Here is a 16,135-nt window from a genome sequence, read left to right as displayed (position 1 = left end):
GACGTGCGCACCTTCCTCTCGGCGGTACTCATCGTGCTGGTGGCCCTCCTGGTGCCCGCCGGCGCCGTCGCGTACTGGGCGGACCACGAGCTGGGCGACGCCGACCGGTACACCGCGGCGATGTCCCCCCTGGCCGAGAACCCGGCCGTGCAGAACGTCGTCGTCACCCAGGCGGGCCGCGCCCTCTCCGGGCAGATCGACGCCGGTCCCTTCCAGGGCGGCATCGACGCGCTGCTCGGGGAGGCCCTGCGCTCCTTCTCCGGCACCCCGGCCTACCGCACCGCCTGGGACGCGGCCAACCGCGCCGCGCACGCCGCCTTCCTCAAGGCGCTCACCACCGGTGACGGCAACGCCGTCAGCATCGACCTCGCACCCGTGATCGAGCAGGTCAAAGGGGACCTCCTCGCCGACGGCGTGCCGTTCGCCGACCGGATCCCGGTGACGCACGTGTCGGTGAAGGTCATGGAGTACGACAACCTCGGCGCGCTCCGGAAGGGCTTTCGCATGCTGCAGATCGCCGGCGTCTGGCTTCCCGTGCTCACCGTGGTGCTCGCCGCGACGGCGATCGCCGTCGCAGTCCACCGGCGCCGCGCCGTGATCGCCACCGGGCTGGGGGTGGCCGTCGGCGCCGTACTGCTGTGGATCGCGGTGGTCGTCTGCCGCCGGCTCACCCTCGACGACCTGCCGGCCGACGTCGACCGGGCGGCCGCCGCGGCGGTGTACGACGCGCTCACCGCGTTCCTGCGCACCACCGCCTGGGTGGTCCTGGCGATCGGGCTCGCCGCCGCAATCGCCGCCTGGCTGACGGGCCGACTGCGCCGCACCCCATAAGCTCGGAAGGTACCGGAGCGCGCAGAACGCCCCAGAAGAAGCCGAGAAGAACCCAAGAAGAACGCAAGACCCCGGAACAGCGCAGAAGAACCGATTCACGAGCGGCCGCACGGAAGCTGAATGAGCACCGAACGCACCGAACACATACCCTCCGGGCGACCCCGGCACCGTCCGCTGGCTCCGCCCGCCTGGCTGCTCAAGGGACTGCGGCCGAGCACCGCCCCGATCCCCTGGGCCGCCGCCGCGCGCGCCGGCATCGCGATGGCCGCCCCTCTCGCCGTCGGATTCGCCCTGAACGAGCCCGAGTACGGGGCCCTCGTCTCGATGGGCGCCCTGTCCGGAGTCATCGGCGACACCGCCGACGCCTACCGGATGCGGGTCCTGAACATCGCCGTGCCCCAGCTGTTCGGCGCGGTCGGAGTCGCCCTGGGCACCCTGGTCTACGGCCACGGCTGGCTCGCCGTCGGCGTCCTCACCCTGATCGCCCTGGTCTCCGGGATGATCTCCTCGATCGGCACGGTCGCGTCCGTCTCCGGACTGCTGCTGCTCCTCAACGCCGTGGTCGGCGCAGGCCTGCCGCTGCCCCAGCCCTGGTGGACGGCCCCGCTGCTGCTCAGCGCGGGCGGGCTGTTCGTCCTCCTGCTGACCCTGCTGGGCTGGCCGCTGCGCGGCCGGCAGCCGGAACGCGTGGCCGTGGCGGCCACCTACCGGGCCCTCGCCGACGCCCTGGAAGCCGCGGGCGGACCGGACTACGACGACCGCCGCCGGCAGGTCACGCACGCCCTGAACCAGGCCTACGACCTGGTCCTGGGCCGCCGCGCCCGGGTACACGGCCGCAGTCCCTCGCTCGTACGGATGCTGGCCCAGCTGAACGTGGTGATCCCGCTGGTGGAGGCCGCACCCGCCATGCACCTGCGGGGCAGGGCGCTGCCGCCCGAGATCCCCGCAGCCGTACGGGACCTGGCACAGGCCGTGGAGGAGGGCCGCACCGGCAAGCCCGTACTGGACCTGCCCGCGCCGCGCACCCCCGCCGAACGGGCACTCGACGCGGCCCTGCGGCACGCCGCGGCCATCGTCCACGTGCCCGATCCCGACCTGCACAACGTCGACGACCGGCTCGGCCGGCCCGCCGCGCTGACGGTCCGCGCCCGGCGGGCCGTGCGCGACATGATGCTGTCCAGCGCCTCCTGGCGGTACGGGCTGCGTCTGGCCCTGTGCATCGGGCTCGCCCAGACACTGGTCTCCGTGGTGCCGGTCGAGCGGTCCTACTGGATCGCGCTGACCGTCACCTTCGTCCTCAAGCCCGACTTCGGCTCGGTGTTCTCCCGGGCCGTGCTGCGCGCCGTGGGCACGGCGGCCGGGCTGGTCATCGCCGCCGCCGTGCTCGCCGAGGTGCCGCGCGGCTGGTGGGACGTGCCGGTGATGGTGGTGCTCGGCGCGCTGATCCCCGCGTTCTCCGCGAAGGGGTATGCCTTCCAGACCGCCGCGATCACCCCGGTGATCCTGCTGCTCTCCGACCTCCTCAACCACCAGGGCTTCGACCTGATCCGGCCCCGGCTGCTGGACAGCCTGATCGGCTGCGCCATCACCCTCGTCGCCGGCTACCTGCTGTGGCCCGAGAGCTGGCACACCCGGATCGGCGACCGGCTCGCCGACACCGTGGACGACGCGGCCCGGTACGTGGAACGCGCCTTCGGCACCCACCCCGACACGGAAGCCGGCCGGCAGGCCGCGAGGACCGCCCGGCTCCAGGCCCGGCGGCGGATCTACCGCGAGATGTCGGGCGTACGCAACGAGTTCCAGCGGGCGCTGACCGAGCCGCCGCCGACGGGGGCGCGGGCCGCCGCGTGGTGGCCGCTGGTCGTCGCCGTCGAACGGATCGTCGACGCGACCACCGCGGCGCGGGTCCGGGTCAACCACGGCGCCGAAGCCCCCGGCGCCGAAGAGGTGACGATCGTCATCGCCGATCTGCGGGCCCTGGCCGAGGGGGTGCGCAGGGCCAGGACGCCGACCCAGCTGCGCCCGGCAGCGCTGCCGCCCGGGGACGAGGCATCCGTCCTGGCCCCGGTGCGGCACGAGCTCGCCGCGGCCCGCGCGATCGCCGCCGACGACCACTGACGCGGGCCGCCGCCCCGGGGCCCGGAGCGCGCGCGTCGCCCGAACGGCCCCCGGGCCGGGCCCGCGCGGCCCGGCCGGGAGAGCATCGGTGCATGAGGCCCCTCTCCCGGCGCGGCCGCGCAGCGGCCCCGGTCCTCGCCGCCGTGCTCGCGGCGGCGACCGGGTGCGCCGATGTGGACGGGCTGCGCGACGACGGCGACCTGGGCACGGTGCACGCCCCGCAGTCCCTGTGGTCGGACATCCGCCCGGACCCGCCCGGCCCGGGCCAGCAGCCCGGTACGGCCGCAGTGGTCCCGGGGCTGCCCAAGGTCGCCGGGCTCAGCATGCGGGGCGTGAACGCGGTGGAGGTCGTACGGGCCGACATCACCGCAGCCACCGCCCAGGACGAGGGGACCGGGCGCCTCGTCGACCCCCGGGCGGTGCAGCGCCTCGCGCTGTGTACACAGGCTGTGGACGGAGGTCCGGACTGCCCGGTACGGGCCCCGGTGCTGCACGACGTGACGGGCAACGGCCGCGACGAGCTGATCACCGCCCTGGACCTCGACGGCCGGGTCAGCGAGCTGCGCGTCTACACCGTCCGGGACGACGGGACGATCGCCCGGATCCTGTCCCGGCGCGGGGTGCTGGAAGGAGTGGAGGTGGCCGCGGAGCACCTGGCGGTCCGCGAGCCGACCTCCAACCCGGCGAAGGTCTCCGTCTCCGACTACGTGTGGGACTCCAAGGCCGGGATCATGAACCTGTCCCAGCTCACCCTCGACGAGTGCCCGGGCACGAAGAACGGCTCCGCCCGGTGCTCCTCCGCGAGCCGGGGCTGAGAGGGCCGGGCCGGCATGCGGGTGACGAGCAGTCTGCGCTGGAAGATCGCCATGACCACCACGGCCGTGTGCTGCGCCGTCGCGGCCGTCCTCGGGATCCTCGTGCACAACGTGGTCGCCCAGCAGATCGTCGGAGAGGTCCGCAAGGACGCGGACCGGGATCTGGACTACGCCCTCGCCCAGTACCAGTACGGCACCTCCCACGGCGATGTGAACGTCGCCGTGAACCCGCCCGAGCTCCCGGGACCCCTGCGGACACTCGTGTCCCGAGGACGCACGGGCAGCATGGTCGGCGAGCGCGCCGGCAAACCCGTCATGTGGGCCGCCGGACCCGCCGACGACAAGGCCATCGCCATCTGGCTCCCGTACGAGAGCACCCGCCACCGGCTGCGGGACATCGACACCGCGATCCTGGCCTCCGCCGCGCTCGCCGCCGGAGTCGTGGCGCTGGCCGGCCTGTTCCTCGCCAACCGGATCAGCCGCCGGCTGACCACCACGGCCGCCGTTGCCCGCCGGATCAGCGCCGGGGACCTGGACGCGCGCGTGGGCTTCCCCGTCGAACACGACGGCGACCGGCGCCGGCCCCGCTACCGCGACGAGGTCCGGGACGTCGCGGTGGCGCTCGACTCGATGGCCCGTTCCCTCCAGGAGCGGATCGAGGCGGAGAAGCGCTTCACCGCGGACGTCGCGCACGAGCTGCGCACCCCGCTCACCGGTTCCCTGGCCGCGGCCGCCCTGCTGCCGGAGGGGCGCCCCAAGGAGATGATCAACGACCGGCTCAAGGCCCTGCACCTGCTCACCGAGGACCTGCTGGAGATCTCCCGGCTGGAATCCGGCGTCGAGCACGCAGAGCTGGCCCGGGTGGAGCTCGGCGAGGCGGTACGGCGGGCCGTCCGCGCGACCGGCCTGGAGGCCTCCGTACGGGTCATCCGAGACGTGGTGGTGCTCACCGACCGGCGGCGGCTGGACCGGATCCTGGCCAACCTGCTGGTCAACGCCGACAAGCACGGGGAACCGCCGGTCGAGGTGACCGTCGAAGGGCCGGTGGTGGCCGTACGCGACCACGGGCCCGGCTACCCGCCCGAGCTGATCGAGCAGGGCCCGCAGCGCTTCCGCACCGGGGACCCGGGCCGCGGCCGTGGCCACGGGCTGGGCCTGACCATCGTGGCCGGCCAGGCGGCGGTCCTGGAGATCGCCCTGAGCTTCGCCAACGCACCCGACGGCGGGGCGATGACGACGCTCATGCTGCCCGTCGGACGCCTGGCGGACACGAGCCGGGAAGGCGAACCTCCCTCCCCCGGCTAGGCCGTGGCTCTCCGACCAGGGACAAGCCCATCCGGTGAAACACCCGTGGGCGGTGGGTGTTTCACGTGAAACACCCACCGCCCACGGGGATTCAACCGGTCAACTGACCGCGCTTGCCGGTCCGATCACACGCCGATGTTCTTGCCGTCCTTGCGCCAGACGGACACGACCGCCGGGCGGACGATCTTGCCGGGGCCGTCGGGCCACACCGACTGCGGCTTCTCGACGGACGCGCCGTCGATCTCGCCCGGGTGCTGGACGGCGACCAGGACGCGCTTGTCCTGGACCAGCGGGCCGCAGGTCTCGGCGCCGCGGGGGACGGTCAGGAACTGCTTCAGCTCACCGCGGCGGTCACCGGCGGTGGCGACACCGAACAGGCCGTCGTGGGAGCCGAGCTGGTTGCCGTCCGTGGAGATCCACAGGTTGCCGTGCGGGTCGAAGGTCACGTTGTCCGGGCAGGAGATCGGGCTGACCTTCTCCTTCGGGAAGCCGGCGAAGAACGTGGACGGGTCCTTCGGGTCACCGGCGACCAGGAACAGGCGCCAGGCGAAGCCGTCACCGGCCGGGTCGTCGAAGTTCTCGGCGAGCTCCAGGATCTGGCCGTGCTTGTTCGCGTTGCGCGGGTTGGCCTCGTCCGCACCGGCCTTGCCGGCCTTGCCGCGGTCGCTGTTGTTGGTGAGGACCACGTACACGCGGCCGGTGCGCGGCGAGGGCTCGATGTCCTCGGGGCGGTCCATCTTCGTGGCGCCCACCTTGTCGCCGGCCTCACGCGTGAACACGGCCACCTCTTCGGCGGTCATGCCCTCGACGTGCGAGACGTTGCCGGAGGGGGAGGAGGTGAGGAGCTTGATCCACACGCCGGAACCGTCGAACTGGCCGTCGGAAGGGAGCTTGCCGGTGCCGTCGAACTCGGCGGCCGGGGAGTCACCGGTCAGCTTGGCGACGTAGAGGGTGCCCTCGTCGAGCAGCGTGAGGTTGTGCTCCTTCGCCGCGCGCGAGTCGCCCTTCTTCATCTGCTTCGAGGAGACGAACTTGTAGAAGTAGTCGAACTTCTCGTCGTCGCCCATGTAGACGACCGGACGGCCGTCCTCGGTCAGGCGGGGCTGGGCGCCCTCGTGCTTGAAGCGGCCCAGCGCGGTGCGCTTGCGCGGAGTGGAGTGCGGGTCGTACGGGTCGAGCTCGACGACCCAGCCGAAGCGGTGCGACTCGTTGGGCTCCTGGAGCACGTCGAAGCGCTTGTCGAAGCGCTCCCACTTGCGCTCGGTGGCGCCGGCGGTCACGCCGTAGCGCTTCAGGCGGGCCGCCTGGGTGGCGTCGGTGACCTGGCCGGCGTTGGCGAAGTACTGGTTGAAGTTCTCCTCGCCGTGCAGCGTGGTGCCCCACGGGGTGGTGCCGCCGGAGCAGTTGTTCAGCGTGCCGAGGACCTTGGTGCCGGTCGCGTCGACGGAGGTCTTCACCAGCGCGCTGCCCGCGGCCGGGCCGGTGAGCTTGAACTCGCTGGTCGCGGTGAGGCGGCGGTTCAGCTGGTGGCGGTTGACCGCGGTCAGCTTGCCGCTGCGGTGGTCCTCCTGGACGACGACGACGCCGAGGCCGTGCGCGGCCCAGGCGATCTCGACCTGCTCACGGGTCGGGTTCGCCGGGTCGTAGCCCTTGAACATGAGGATCTCGTCGGTGTACTCGTGGTTGGCCACGAGCAGCTGCTGGCGCTCGTAGTCACCGCCGAGCGGGAGCAGCGAGAGGAAGTCGTTGTTGTAGCCGAACTGACCGGCCTGGGCGGCGGCGGTCTGCTTGTCGGCGTTGAAGCCCGGAGCGCCCTTGACGATGGGCTCGCCCCAGCGGATGACCACGTTCTGCTCGTAGCCCTCGGGGACGGTGACCCGGTCGTCGGTGTTCGGCGCGACGGCCTTGAAGCGCAGACCGCGGGCGCCCGCGGCGTCGGCGGCGGCGCCCTGGGCTTCGGCGGCGGGGGCGGCGGTGGCCGAGGAGCCGTTGCTGCCCAGGGTGATGGCGGTACCGGCGGCGGACGCGACCGTGACGACGGCGGCAGAGCGCAGCATCGAGCGGCGCGAGTAGGCGCGGGCGATGACGTCGCCGACGTACTCGTTGTCGCTCTTGTTCGGCACCTCGTGGAAGCAGGCGTCGCCGCAGCGGTAGCGGCAGGTGAGGGCGGAACGGCCGCCCCCATGCGAGTTGCCTATGAGCGGCAGGAGCTTGCGCACGAGTGTCCTCCGTAGATGCACGGGTGCCGACAGCATGTCGGTCGAATCCAGCCGTGACGGTAGGCGCGGGTTGCGCCGAAGCGGCGGCGACGGAATGAACGCCCGGTGAACCGGGCACGTCGGTGCGGGAGTTCGGCAAGATGGGGTGTGTGCTGGGTGGGCCGGGCGCCACGAAGGGCGCCCCTGCCGAAGTTCCAGCCAAGCGGCCGATAACCTTACGTGTCCACTCTGGGCAGGGATCAACCGCGCAGCACGGACAAATGACGCACGCACTCATGCGAAAGGCCTGGCCCATGGGTATTCGGAGCTTGTTGCGCAAGGTGTTCGGACGGTCTGCCGAGCCGGTTCCGGAGATGACGGACGCCACTTCGGCCGCCGTCCCGAGCCAGGCGGAACGGACCCCCCTGGACGTGGCGGCCGAACTGGTCGCCGCCTCCTTCGACAATCCGACGGTTCCCCCGCAGTCCGCTCCGCGGGACCGTGAACCGGGGACCCTTCTCACCGCCCCGGCCCCGGACCCCACGGTCCCGGAGGCACGGCGCCCCCAGCAGTCGGCCGCACCGGCGGCCGCAGCGGCGGCACCGGCCGCCGAGGCGAAGCCGGAGCCGGAGGCCGCGCCGGCCGAGGCCGCGGCGGAGCCCGAGGCCGCGGCGGAGCCCGAGGCCGCGGCGGAGCCCGAGGCCGTCCCGGCCGAGGCCGCGGCGGAGCCCGAGGCCGTCCCGGCCGAGGCCGCGGCGGAGCCCGAGGCCGTCCCGGCCGAGGACGCGGCGGAGCCCGAGGCCGTCCCGGCCGAGGACGCGGCGGAGCCCGAGGCCGTCCCGGCCGAGGACGAGACCGGGACCGGGAACGCCGAGGCCGAGGACGAGACCGGGACCGGGAACGCCGAGGCCGAGCCGGTGGCCGAGGCGGACGCCCCGGTCGTGGCCGAGCCCGAGGCTCAGCCCGAACCCGAGGTCGCCGTGGAGCCCTTGGCTGCCGAGGCGCAGACCCCGGAGGCGGAGCCGATCGCCGCAGCGGCCGAGCCCGAGGTCGTCGAGGTCGAAGCCGCGGCCGTGGCGGAGCCCGCAGCCGAGGTCGAGCCGGCGGCCGAGGTCGTTGCCGACGTGGAGCCGGTGGCCGACGTGGTCGAGACCGAGCCCGAGGTCGTCGCCGAACCCGTCGCGGAGCCGGTCGCCGACGTGGTCGTCGAGACCGAGCCCGAGGTCCTCGCCGAGGTCGTCCCGGAGCCGGTCGCCGAGGTCCTCGCCGAACCCGTCGCCGACGTCTCCGCCGCCGAGACCGAGGGTCCGGCTCGCGTGCTCGCCGACGTGAAGCGGGCTGCGCCCGGCGTGGCCGGGGCCTACAAGGCCGCCGGGACGGTGCTCCGGGGCAAGGGCAAGGCCGGTGCGCGGGCCAAGGTGTACCTGGTCCTGGACCGGTCCGGGTCGATGCGCCCGTTCTACAAGGACGGCAGCGCCCAGCGCCTCGCGGACCACGCCCTCGCCCTCGCCGCGCACCTCGACGGCGAGGCGACCGTGCACACCGTGTTCTTCTCCACGGACGTGGACGGCACCGCCGACCTGACCCTCGAAGCCCACGACGGCGCCTGGGTCGAGACCCGGCACGCCGAGCTCGGCCGCATGGGCCGCACCAGCTACCACGTGGCCGTGGAGGCCGTCGTCGAGCGGTACCAGAAGGACGGCGGCGAAGGCCCCGCCCTCGTCGTGTTCCAGACCGACGGCGCCCCCGACAGCGTCCGGCCCGCCAAGCAGGCGCTCGCGGACGCCGCCGCCTCCGCACCGGGGGTGTACTGGCAGTTCGTCGCCTTCGGCGACCACGACGCCAAGGCCTTCGACTTCCTGCGCAAGCTGGACGCCGAGAACGCCGGCTTCTTCCACGCCGGTCCGGCCCCCGCCGACCTGACCTCCGCCGCACTGGCCAAGGGCCTGCTCCAGAGCTACTGAGCCCTGCGGCCCCTCCGCACGAGGAAGGGCCCGGGATCCATCGGATCCCGGGCCCTTCCTCGTGCGTACGGCGATTACCGCGCGGCGTCCGGGTGGACGGCCTCCGCGATCGGCTTGGCGTCGGCGGCCTTCGTCTCCACCGGCTTGCGCAGCGCGATGTTCAGCTCGCGCAGGCGGGACTCCTCCAGGACGGTGGGCGCGCCCATCATCAGGTCCTGCGCGTTGCCGTTCAGCGGGAAGGCGATGGTCTCGCGGATGTTCGGCTCGTCGGCGAGCAGCATCACGATGCGGTCCACACCCGGGGCGATGCCACCGTGCGGCGGGGCGCCGAGGCGGAAGGCGCGCAGCATGCCGGCGAACTCGCGCTCGACGGTCTCGGCCTCGTAACCCGCGATCTCGAAGGCCTTCAGCATGACCTCGGGCTCGTGGTTGCGGATGGCGCCGGAGGACAGCTCGATGCCGTTGCAGACGATGTCGTACTGCCACGCCAGGATGTCGAGCGGGTCCTTCTCCTCCAGGTCCTTCATGCCGCCCTGCGGCATGGAGAACGGGTTGTGGGAGAAGTCGATCTTGCCGGTCTCCTCGTCCTTCTCGTACATCGGGAAGTCGACGATCCAGCAGAACCGGAAGACGTTCTCCTCGAACTGGCCGGCACGCTTGGCGGCCTCGACCCGGACCGGGCCCATGATCTTGGAGACCTCTTCGAACTCGCCCGCGCCGAAGAACACGGCGTGGCCGGGGACCAGGCCCAGGCGCTCGGTGAGGACCTTGAGGTTCTCCTCGGTGAGGAACTTGGCGATCGGGCCGGTCAGCGAGCCGTCCTCGCCGACGCGGACCCAGGCCAGGCCCTTGGCGCCGAGCGAGATCGCGTACTCGCCGAGGCCGTCGAAGAACTTGCGGGGCTGCGCGGCGGTGTCCGGGACGGCCAGCGCACGCACGTGCTTGCCGGCGAACGCCTTGAACTCCGAGCCCTCGAAGACGTCGGTGATGTCGACGAGCTCCAGCTTGGCGCGCAGGTCGGGCTTGTCGTTGCCGTACTTCAGCATCGACTCGCGGAACGGGATCCGCGGGAACGGCGAGGTGACCTCGCGGCCGCCGCCGAACTCGGTGAAGAGCTCGGTCATCAGGCGCTCGATCGGCTGGAAGACGTCCTCCTGCTCGACGAAGGACATCTCGACGTCGAGCTGGTAGAACTCGCCCGGCGAGCGGTCGGCGCGGGCGTCCTCGTCGCGGAAGCACGGCGCGATCTGGAAGTACCGGTCGAAGCCCGAGATCATCAGCAGCTGCTTGAACTGCTGCGGGGCCTGCGGCAGGGCGTAGAACTTGCCCGGGTTCAGGCGGGACGGGACGACGAAGTCGCGCGCGCCCTCGGGGGAGGTCGCGGTGAGGATCGGGGTCGCCATCTCGTTGAAGCCGAGGGCCACCATCTTGTGGCGGATCGCCGCGATGACGGCGGAGCGCAGCATGATGTTGCGGTGCATGCGCTCGCGGCGCAGGTCGAGGAAGCGGTACTCCAGGCGCCGCTCCTCGTTCACACCGTCGTCGGTGTTGATCGTGAAGGGCAGCGGGGCGGCCGCGCCGAGCACCTCGACCTCGGCGGCCTCGATCTCGATCTCGCCGGTGGGCAGCTCGCCGTTGACGTTCTCGGCGCCGCGCGAGACGACCTTGCCGTCGACGCGGACGACGGTCTCCTTGGACAGCTTGTCCAGGACGGCGGCCGCGGCGGTGCCGGGGCGGGCGACGAGCTGCGTGATGCCGTAGTGGTCGCGCAGATCGATGAAGAGGATGCCGCCCAGGTCTCGACGGTTGTGCAGCCAGCCGCTCAGCCGGACGTCGGCGTTGACGTCAGAGGCGCGGAGCTCGCCGCAGGTGTGGGACCTGTACCGATGCATCAGTCATCCAGTTCTTCGCGATACCAGGGTGGATTCAACCCTCACAAGGTTACCGTCCGGGCCGGGGACCGTGCGGGCGTGCCCGCCGACCCCCGAGAACAGGCACGCCGGGGAGATGACCTGTAAAGATGACCGAGTGCGCACCGAGGACGTCCTGGCCGCCATCGCGACGGGCCTGTGGCGCTGGGACAACGCCACCGGGACGGTCACCCTCGACAGCGAGGCCGCCCGGCTGCTCGGGCTGCCTCCCGAGCCCGTCGTACTGCCCGAGGTCGTCGTACGGTCGCGGTTTCACCCGGTGGACTGGAACGAGATCAACGGGATCGTCAACCTCGCGGTGGCCGAGGACACCCTCGCCGAGGCCCGGCTGCGGATCATGGACGAGGACGGGCGGGTGCTGCGGACCGTACGCAGCCGCTCCAAGCCCGTGGAGAACCGGACCGCCGAGGGCCGCGTCGACTACGAGCTGATCGGCACCATCCAGGAGATCGCCGAGCCGCAGCCCGGCACCACCGCCGTCCACACCCCGATCACCGGCGACTGGCGGCGCTCCCGCGAGGCCTTCCTGCTGGACGCGGGGCGTGCGCTCGCCGAGGCCCGGTCCACGGCGGAGGTGCTGCGCGTCGCCGCGTCGCTGTCGATGCCCGGCTTCAGCCCCGACGGGCTGGCGGTCTTCGGGGTGGCCGGGGACCGGCTGTCGATCATCGGGCACCACGGGCACGGCCCCGGCGACGAGGCCCCCTTCTCGGACATGCGGCTGGACACGGATTACCCGGCCGCCGAGGTGGTCCGTACGGGGCGGGCGATCTACATCCCCTCCGCCGAGGACTACAAACGGCGGTTCCCGGCCACCTGGCCGCTCGCCCAGCGCTTCGGCCGGGCCTCATGGGCCTTCCTCCCCCTCATCGTCGCCGGGCGCACCATGGGCGCCTGGATGGCCGCGTTCAAGCACCCGGTGTCCTTCTCCCCGGACGAGCGCTCCGTCCTGACCACGGTGGCCCGGATGCTGGCCCAGGCCCTCCAGCGTGCGGGCGTGGCCGAATCCGAGCGGGAACTCACCTCCGACCTGCAACGGTCGATGATGCCCATGCTGGGCCCCGACATCCCCGGCATGCGCATCGCCGCCCGGTACGTCCCGACCGGCGGCGGGCTGGAGGTCGGAGGCGACTGGTACGACATGATCCCGCTGCCGGCGGGACGGTTCGCGCTGGTCATCGGGGACGTCCAGGGGCACGACGTACGGGCCGCCGGGCTGATGGGCCAGCTGCGGATCGCGGTGCGCGCGTACGCCTCCGAGGGCCACCGGCCCGACGCGGTGCTCTCCCGCGCCTCCCGCTTCCTGGCCGGCATCACCGATTCGTACGAGGACGACGACTTCCGCAGCCCGCGCTTCGCGACCTGCCTGTACGTGGAGTGCGACCCGGCGTCCGGGCTGCTGGAGGTGGCCCGCGCCGGCCACCCCGACCCGGTGATCCGGATGCCGGACGGCACGGTGCTGATGCGCCCGACCGCCGGGGGGCTGCCGCTCGGCATCGTGGCGGACACGGACTACCCGACGACGCGGTTCACGCTGGAGCCCGGCGAGACGGTGATGCTCTGCACCGACGGGCTGATCGAGACCGGCGGGCACGACCTGGACACGGGCTGGGCGCGGCTGCGGGCGATCCTGGAGTCCGAGACGCACGAGCCGGACGGGACGCACGGCTCCGACGGCCTGGAGAAGCTGGCCGACCTGCTGGTGCAGGCCGTGCACGGACCCTCCTCGCACCACACCACGGGCCCGCTGGCCGACCGGCGCGAGGACGACATAGCCGTGGTCCTGCTGTGCCGGGAGGGCTCGCAGTGCGACTGCGGCGCCCCCGCGGAGCACGTGGTGCGACCGGCGCGCCGCACGATGCTGACCGTGGCCCAGGCGGAGCCGGAGCGGATCGCGGGCGCGCGCCGGCAGATCCGGGAGCTGCTGCACGACTGGGCGGACGCGGAGCAGGTGGACTCGGCGGTGCTGATGGTCTCCGAGATGGTCACCAACGTCCTCACGCACACCGACGGCGACGCGCTGCTCGTCGCGGAGGCGGTCGGCGAGCCGGGGACGCGGAGGCTGCGCATCGAGGTCGCGGACGCCAGCGACGAGCTGCCGCACAAGCGGCACCCGGGCGAGATGGCGTCGAGCGGCCGGGGCGTCCTGCTGATGGAGATGCTGGCGGACACCTGGGGCGTGGATCCGCGCGGTGAGGGCAAGTCGATCTGGTTCGAGATGTACGAGCAGACCGGGGACGACCCCGCGGGCCCGGCCTGATCGACAGGACACTCCCCGGGGGGTGTTCGCTCGCGGAGGCGGCCCGGCGCGGCCAAGGCGGCGGCGCGGCGGCGTGGTTGGATGCACGGGTGCTGACTCTGCTTCCCCCGCCGGTCAGGCGGCTGGCCGCCTGGTGCGTGGTCGCCCTGCTCGTCACCGGCGTGACCGCCGTCGGCGTCTGGCTGTGCATCACGTTCAAGACCGCCGTCACGCCCGTCCTGCTCGCGCTGCTCGGGGCCGCCCTGCTCGGGCCGATGCACCGGCGCCTCGTACGGATGGGGATGCACCGCTCGCTGGCCGCCGCGCTCACCTGCCTCGGCGTGGTCGCGGTGTTCGGCGGGGCCGGGTACGTGGTCGTCCACGCCCTGATCGACACCGGCGACCAGATCCTCGGCTCCCTCACGCGGGCCGGGCAGGACCTCGCCGCCCGCTTCGGGCCCGCCGGCACCTCGCTGGAGGACCTGGCCTCGAACGCCAAGGAGCTGCTGGCGAAGTTCGGCGGTACGGCCGCCTCGGGCGTCATCACCGGCATCAGCGTCGTCGGCGAGATGCTCGCCACCGCCGTCCTCGCCCTCCTGCTGATGTTCTTCTTCCTGCGCGATGCGCACCGCGCGGCCGGCACCCTGCGCTCGCTCGCGCCCCGCGCCACCGGCGACACCGTCGAGGCGATGGCCCGCCGCGCCTTCGAGGCCGTCGAGGGCTTCATGCGCGGAACGACCTTCATCGCCCTGATCGACGCCGTGTGCATCACGATCGGGCTGCTCGTGCTCCGCGTCCCCGGCGCCGTCGGCCTCGGCGCCCTCGTGTTCGTCGGCGCGTACATCCCCTACCTGGGGGCCTTCATCTCCGGCGCGGTGGCCGTGCTCGTCGCGTTCGCCGAGCGGGGCTGGTTCATCGGCCTGTGGGCCGTGGGCGTGGTGCTCGCCGTACAGGTGCTGGAGGGGCACGTCCTCCAGCCCGTGATCCAGAGCCGGACCGTGCAGATGCACCCCGCCGTGGTGATGCTCGCCATCACCGCCGGCGCCAGCGTCGCCGGGATCCTCGGCATGCTCCTGTCCGTGCCGCTGACCGCTGCCGCGTTCGGTGTGGTGTCGGAGGTCCGGGCGCGCTACGCGGGGGCCGAGCCCCTGGAGTAGCGCGCCGCGCGGGGTCAGGAGTGCTGGTCCGCCGACTTGTTGCGCTCCCGGGCGGTGGTGGGGATGGTCCCCAGCCGGCCGGCCTGGAAGTCGTCGAAGGCCTGCTGGAGCTCCTGGCGGCTGTTCATGACGAACGGCCCGTAGTGCGCCATCGGCTCGCGGATGGGGCGCCCGCCGAGGATGACGACCTCCAGGTCCGGGGTGTTGGCGTCCTGGGACTCGTCCGCGCGCACCGTGATCGAGCCGCCCTCGCCGAAGACCGCCGTCTGCCCGGTGTGCACGGGGCGCCGGTCGGTGCCGACGCTGCCGCGCCCGGCCATGACGTACGCGAGGGCGTTGAAGTCCTCGCGCCACGGGAGGGTGATCTGCGCGCCCGGGGTGACGGTCGCGTGGATCATCGTGATCGGGGTGTGGGTGATGCCGGGGCCGGAGTGGCCGTCCAGTTCACCGGCGATCACGCGGAGCAGGGCGCCGCCGTCGGGGGTGGACAGCAGCTGGACCTGGCCGCCGCCGATGTCCTGGTAGCGCGGGGGCATCATCTTGTCGGAGGCGGGGAGGTTCACCCACAGCTGGAGGCCGTGGAAGAGCCCGCCGGACACGACGAGGGACTCCGGCGGGGCCTCGATGTGCAGGAGGCCGGAACCGGCGGTCATCCACTGGGTGTCGCCGCCGTTGATGACTCCGCCGCCGCCGTTGCTGTCCTGGTGGACGAAGGTTCCGTCGATCAGGTACGTGACGGTCTCGAAGCCGCGGTGGGGGTGCCAGGGGGTGCCCTTGGGCTCGCCCGGCGCGTACTCCACCTCGCCCATCTGGTCCATCATGATGAACGGGTCGAGGTACTGGTAGTTGATCCCGGCGAACGCGCGGCGCACCGGGAACCCCTCGCCCTCGAACCCACCCGGGGCGGTCGTGACGGCCAGCACCTTGCGGGCGGCGGTCTCCTGAGCGGGCTCGGCGACGCGGGGGAGCGTCAACGGGTTCTCCACAGTCACTGCAGGCATGGTCGGAACCTCCTTCTGCGTCGAGTTTAGTTGAAACTCGAACTTTCTGCCACACCCCACAGAACAGAAGGGGCCCCGGGGACATTCCCCCCGGGGCCCTGCGCCTGTCACCTGCGCGAATGCGGTTACGGCGAAACGATGACCGAGTTGATGGGCGTGATGTCCCGCCACTGGTACCAGTCCAGCGGCATGGACTCACAGCTTCCGGTGCCGTTGTAGCCGGTGCACAGCTTGAACTTCCAGTCGTGGGTCTGGTTGTTCAGGACCCAGCGCTCACCGTTCTTGTTGCTCAGGTTGTAGGTACCCGCCCGGTCGAACTTCACGTCCACCGTGAGCGAACCCCAGCCCGGGGTGTAGATGCACCCGAAACCGGACGGGCACCCGTCGACGGTGTGGTCCGAGGCCGCCGCCGGTGACGCCGCCAGGACCCCCGTGCCCAGCGCCATGACCCCGGCGGCCGCCAGCGCGGCGAACTTCGTACGTAAGGACATGCGTGACATCGCAGTCTCCCTCTCGGTAGCGGCGGGTTTTCCCCGCAGCACCGATGGTCGGGAGCCGGGGCACCGGCCGCGATCCTTT

At 72.5% G+C, this 16,135-nt stretch carries 11 protein-coding genes; 7 read left to right on the top strand and 4 right to left on the bottom strand.

What is annotated here, in order from left to right; genetic code table 11:
• Positions 1–3: 3 nt before the first annotated feature.
• From ACFYXV_RS16590 to ACFYXV_RS16575, 4 genes are all read left to right on the top strand, one after another.
• Positions 4–831, top strand: a complete 828-nt coding sequence (locus tag ACFYXV_RS16590) for a hypothetical protein (protein WP_385466593.1) — start codon at positions 4–6, stop codon at positions 829–831.
• Positions 832–951: 120 nt separating this feature from the next.
• Positions 952–2,949: an FUSC family protein gene (locus ACFYXV_RS16585; RefSeq protein WP_385466590.1), complete on the top strand. Its 1,998-nt coding sequence runs from the start codon at positions 952–954 to the stop codon at positions 2,947–2,949.
• Between the two features lie 92 nt (positions 2,950–3,041).
• A complete protein-coding gene (locus ACFYXV_RS16580) occupies positions 3,042–3,764 on the top strand; it encodes a hypothetical protein (protein WP_389383217.1) in 723 nt (240 codons plus the stop codon).
• 15 nt (positions 3,765–3,779) lie between these two features.
• Positions 3,780–5,069, top strand: coding sequence for a sensor histidine kinase (locus tag ACFYXV_RS16575; RefSeq protein ID WP_385466584.1), 1,290 nt, complete (start codon positions 3,780–3,782; stop codon positions 5,067–5,069).
• 125 nt (positions 5,070–5,194) lie between these two features.
• Here ACFYXV_RS16575 and ACFYXV_RS16570 read toward each other — a convergent pair whose 3' ends face one another.
• Positions 5,195–7,288 (bottom strand): PhoX family protein, encoded by a 2,094-nt coding sequence (locus ACFYXV_RS16570; protein ID WP_385466581.1) that lies wholly within the window; start codon positions 7,286–7,288, stop codon positions 5,195–5,197.
• A gap of 353 nt (positions 7,289–7,641) precedes the next feature.
• Between ACFYXV_RS16570 and ACFYXV_RS16565 the strand changes: the two genes are divergently transcribed.
• Entirely contained in the window at positions 7,642–9,231 is a 1,590-nt protein-coding gene (locus ACFYXV_RS16565; protein WP_389383216.1) for a VWA domain-containing protein, read from the top strand.
• Between the two features lie 74 nt (positions 9,232–9,305).
• On the opposite strand, the gene aspS is transcribed toward ACFYXV_RS16565, so the two are convergent.
• On the bottom strand, positions 9,306–11,123 hold the full coding sequence (aspS, locus tag ACFYXV_RS16560) for an aspartate--tRNA ligase (RefSeq protein ID WP_383337175.1): 1,818 nt from the start codon (positions 11,121–11,123) through the stop codon (positions 9,306–9,308).
• 136 nt (positions 11,124–11,259) lie between these two features.
• On the opposite strand from aspS, the gene ACFYXV_RS16555 reads away from it, so the two are divergent.
• Entirely contained in the window at positions 11,260–13,419 is a 2,160-nt protein-coding gene (locus ACFYXV_RS16555) for a SpoIIE family protein phosphatase (RefSeq protein ID WP_389383215.1), read from the top strand.
• A 92-nt stretch (positions 13,420–13,511) separates the two neighbouring features.
• Positions 13,512–14,555: an AI-2E family transporter gene (locus tag ACFYXV_RS16550; protein WP_385466689.1), complete on the top strand. Its 1,044-nt coding sequence runs from the start codon at positions 13,512–13,514 to the stop codon at positions 14,553–14,555.
• A 14-nt stretch (positions 14,556–14,569) separates the two neighbouring features.
• Here ACFYXV_RS16550 and ACFYXV_RS16545 read toward each other — a convergent pair whose 3' ends face one another.
• Both ACFYXV_RS16545 and ACFYXV_RS16540 read right to left on the bottom strand, forming a co-directional pair.
• Positions 14,570–15,556, bottom strand: a complete 987-nt coding sequence (locus ACFYXV_RS16545) for a pirin family protein (RefSeq protein ID WP_383337171.1) — start codon at positions 15,554–15,556, stop codon at positions 14,570–14,572.
• A gap of 125 nt (positions 15,557–15,681) precedes the next feature.
• Complete coding sequence (locus ACFYXV_RS16540) at positions 15,682–16,047, bottom strand: hypothetical protein (protein ID WP_385466571.1); 366 nt, start codon at positions 16,045–16,047, stop codon at positions 15,682–15,684.
• Positions 16,048–16,135: the final 88 nt, after the last annotated feature.

Origin of the sequence: Streptomyces sp. NPDC002181 (genome assembly GCF_042890485.1) — a bacterium.
GTDB lineage: Bacteria > Actinomycetota > Actinomycetes > Streptomycetales > Streptomycetaceae > Streptomyces.
The sequence above is the reverse complement of the archived record's forward strand: the minus strand, read 5'-3'. Positions and strand labels throughout refer to the sequence as shown.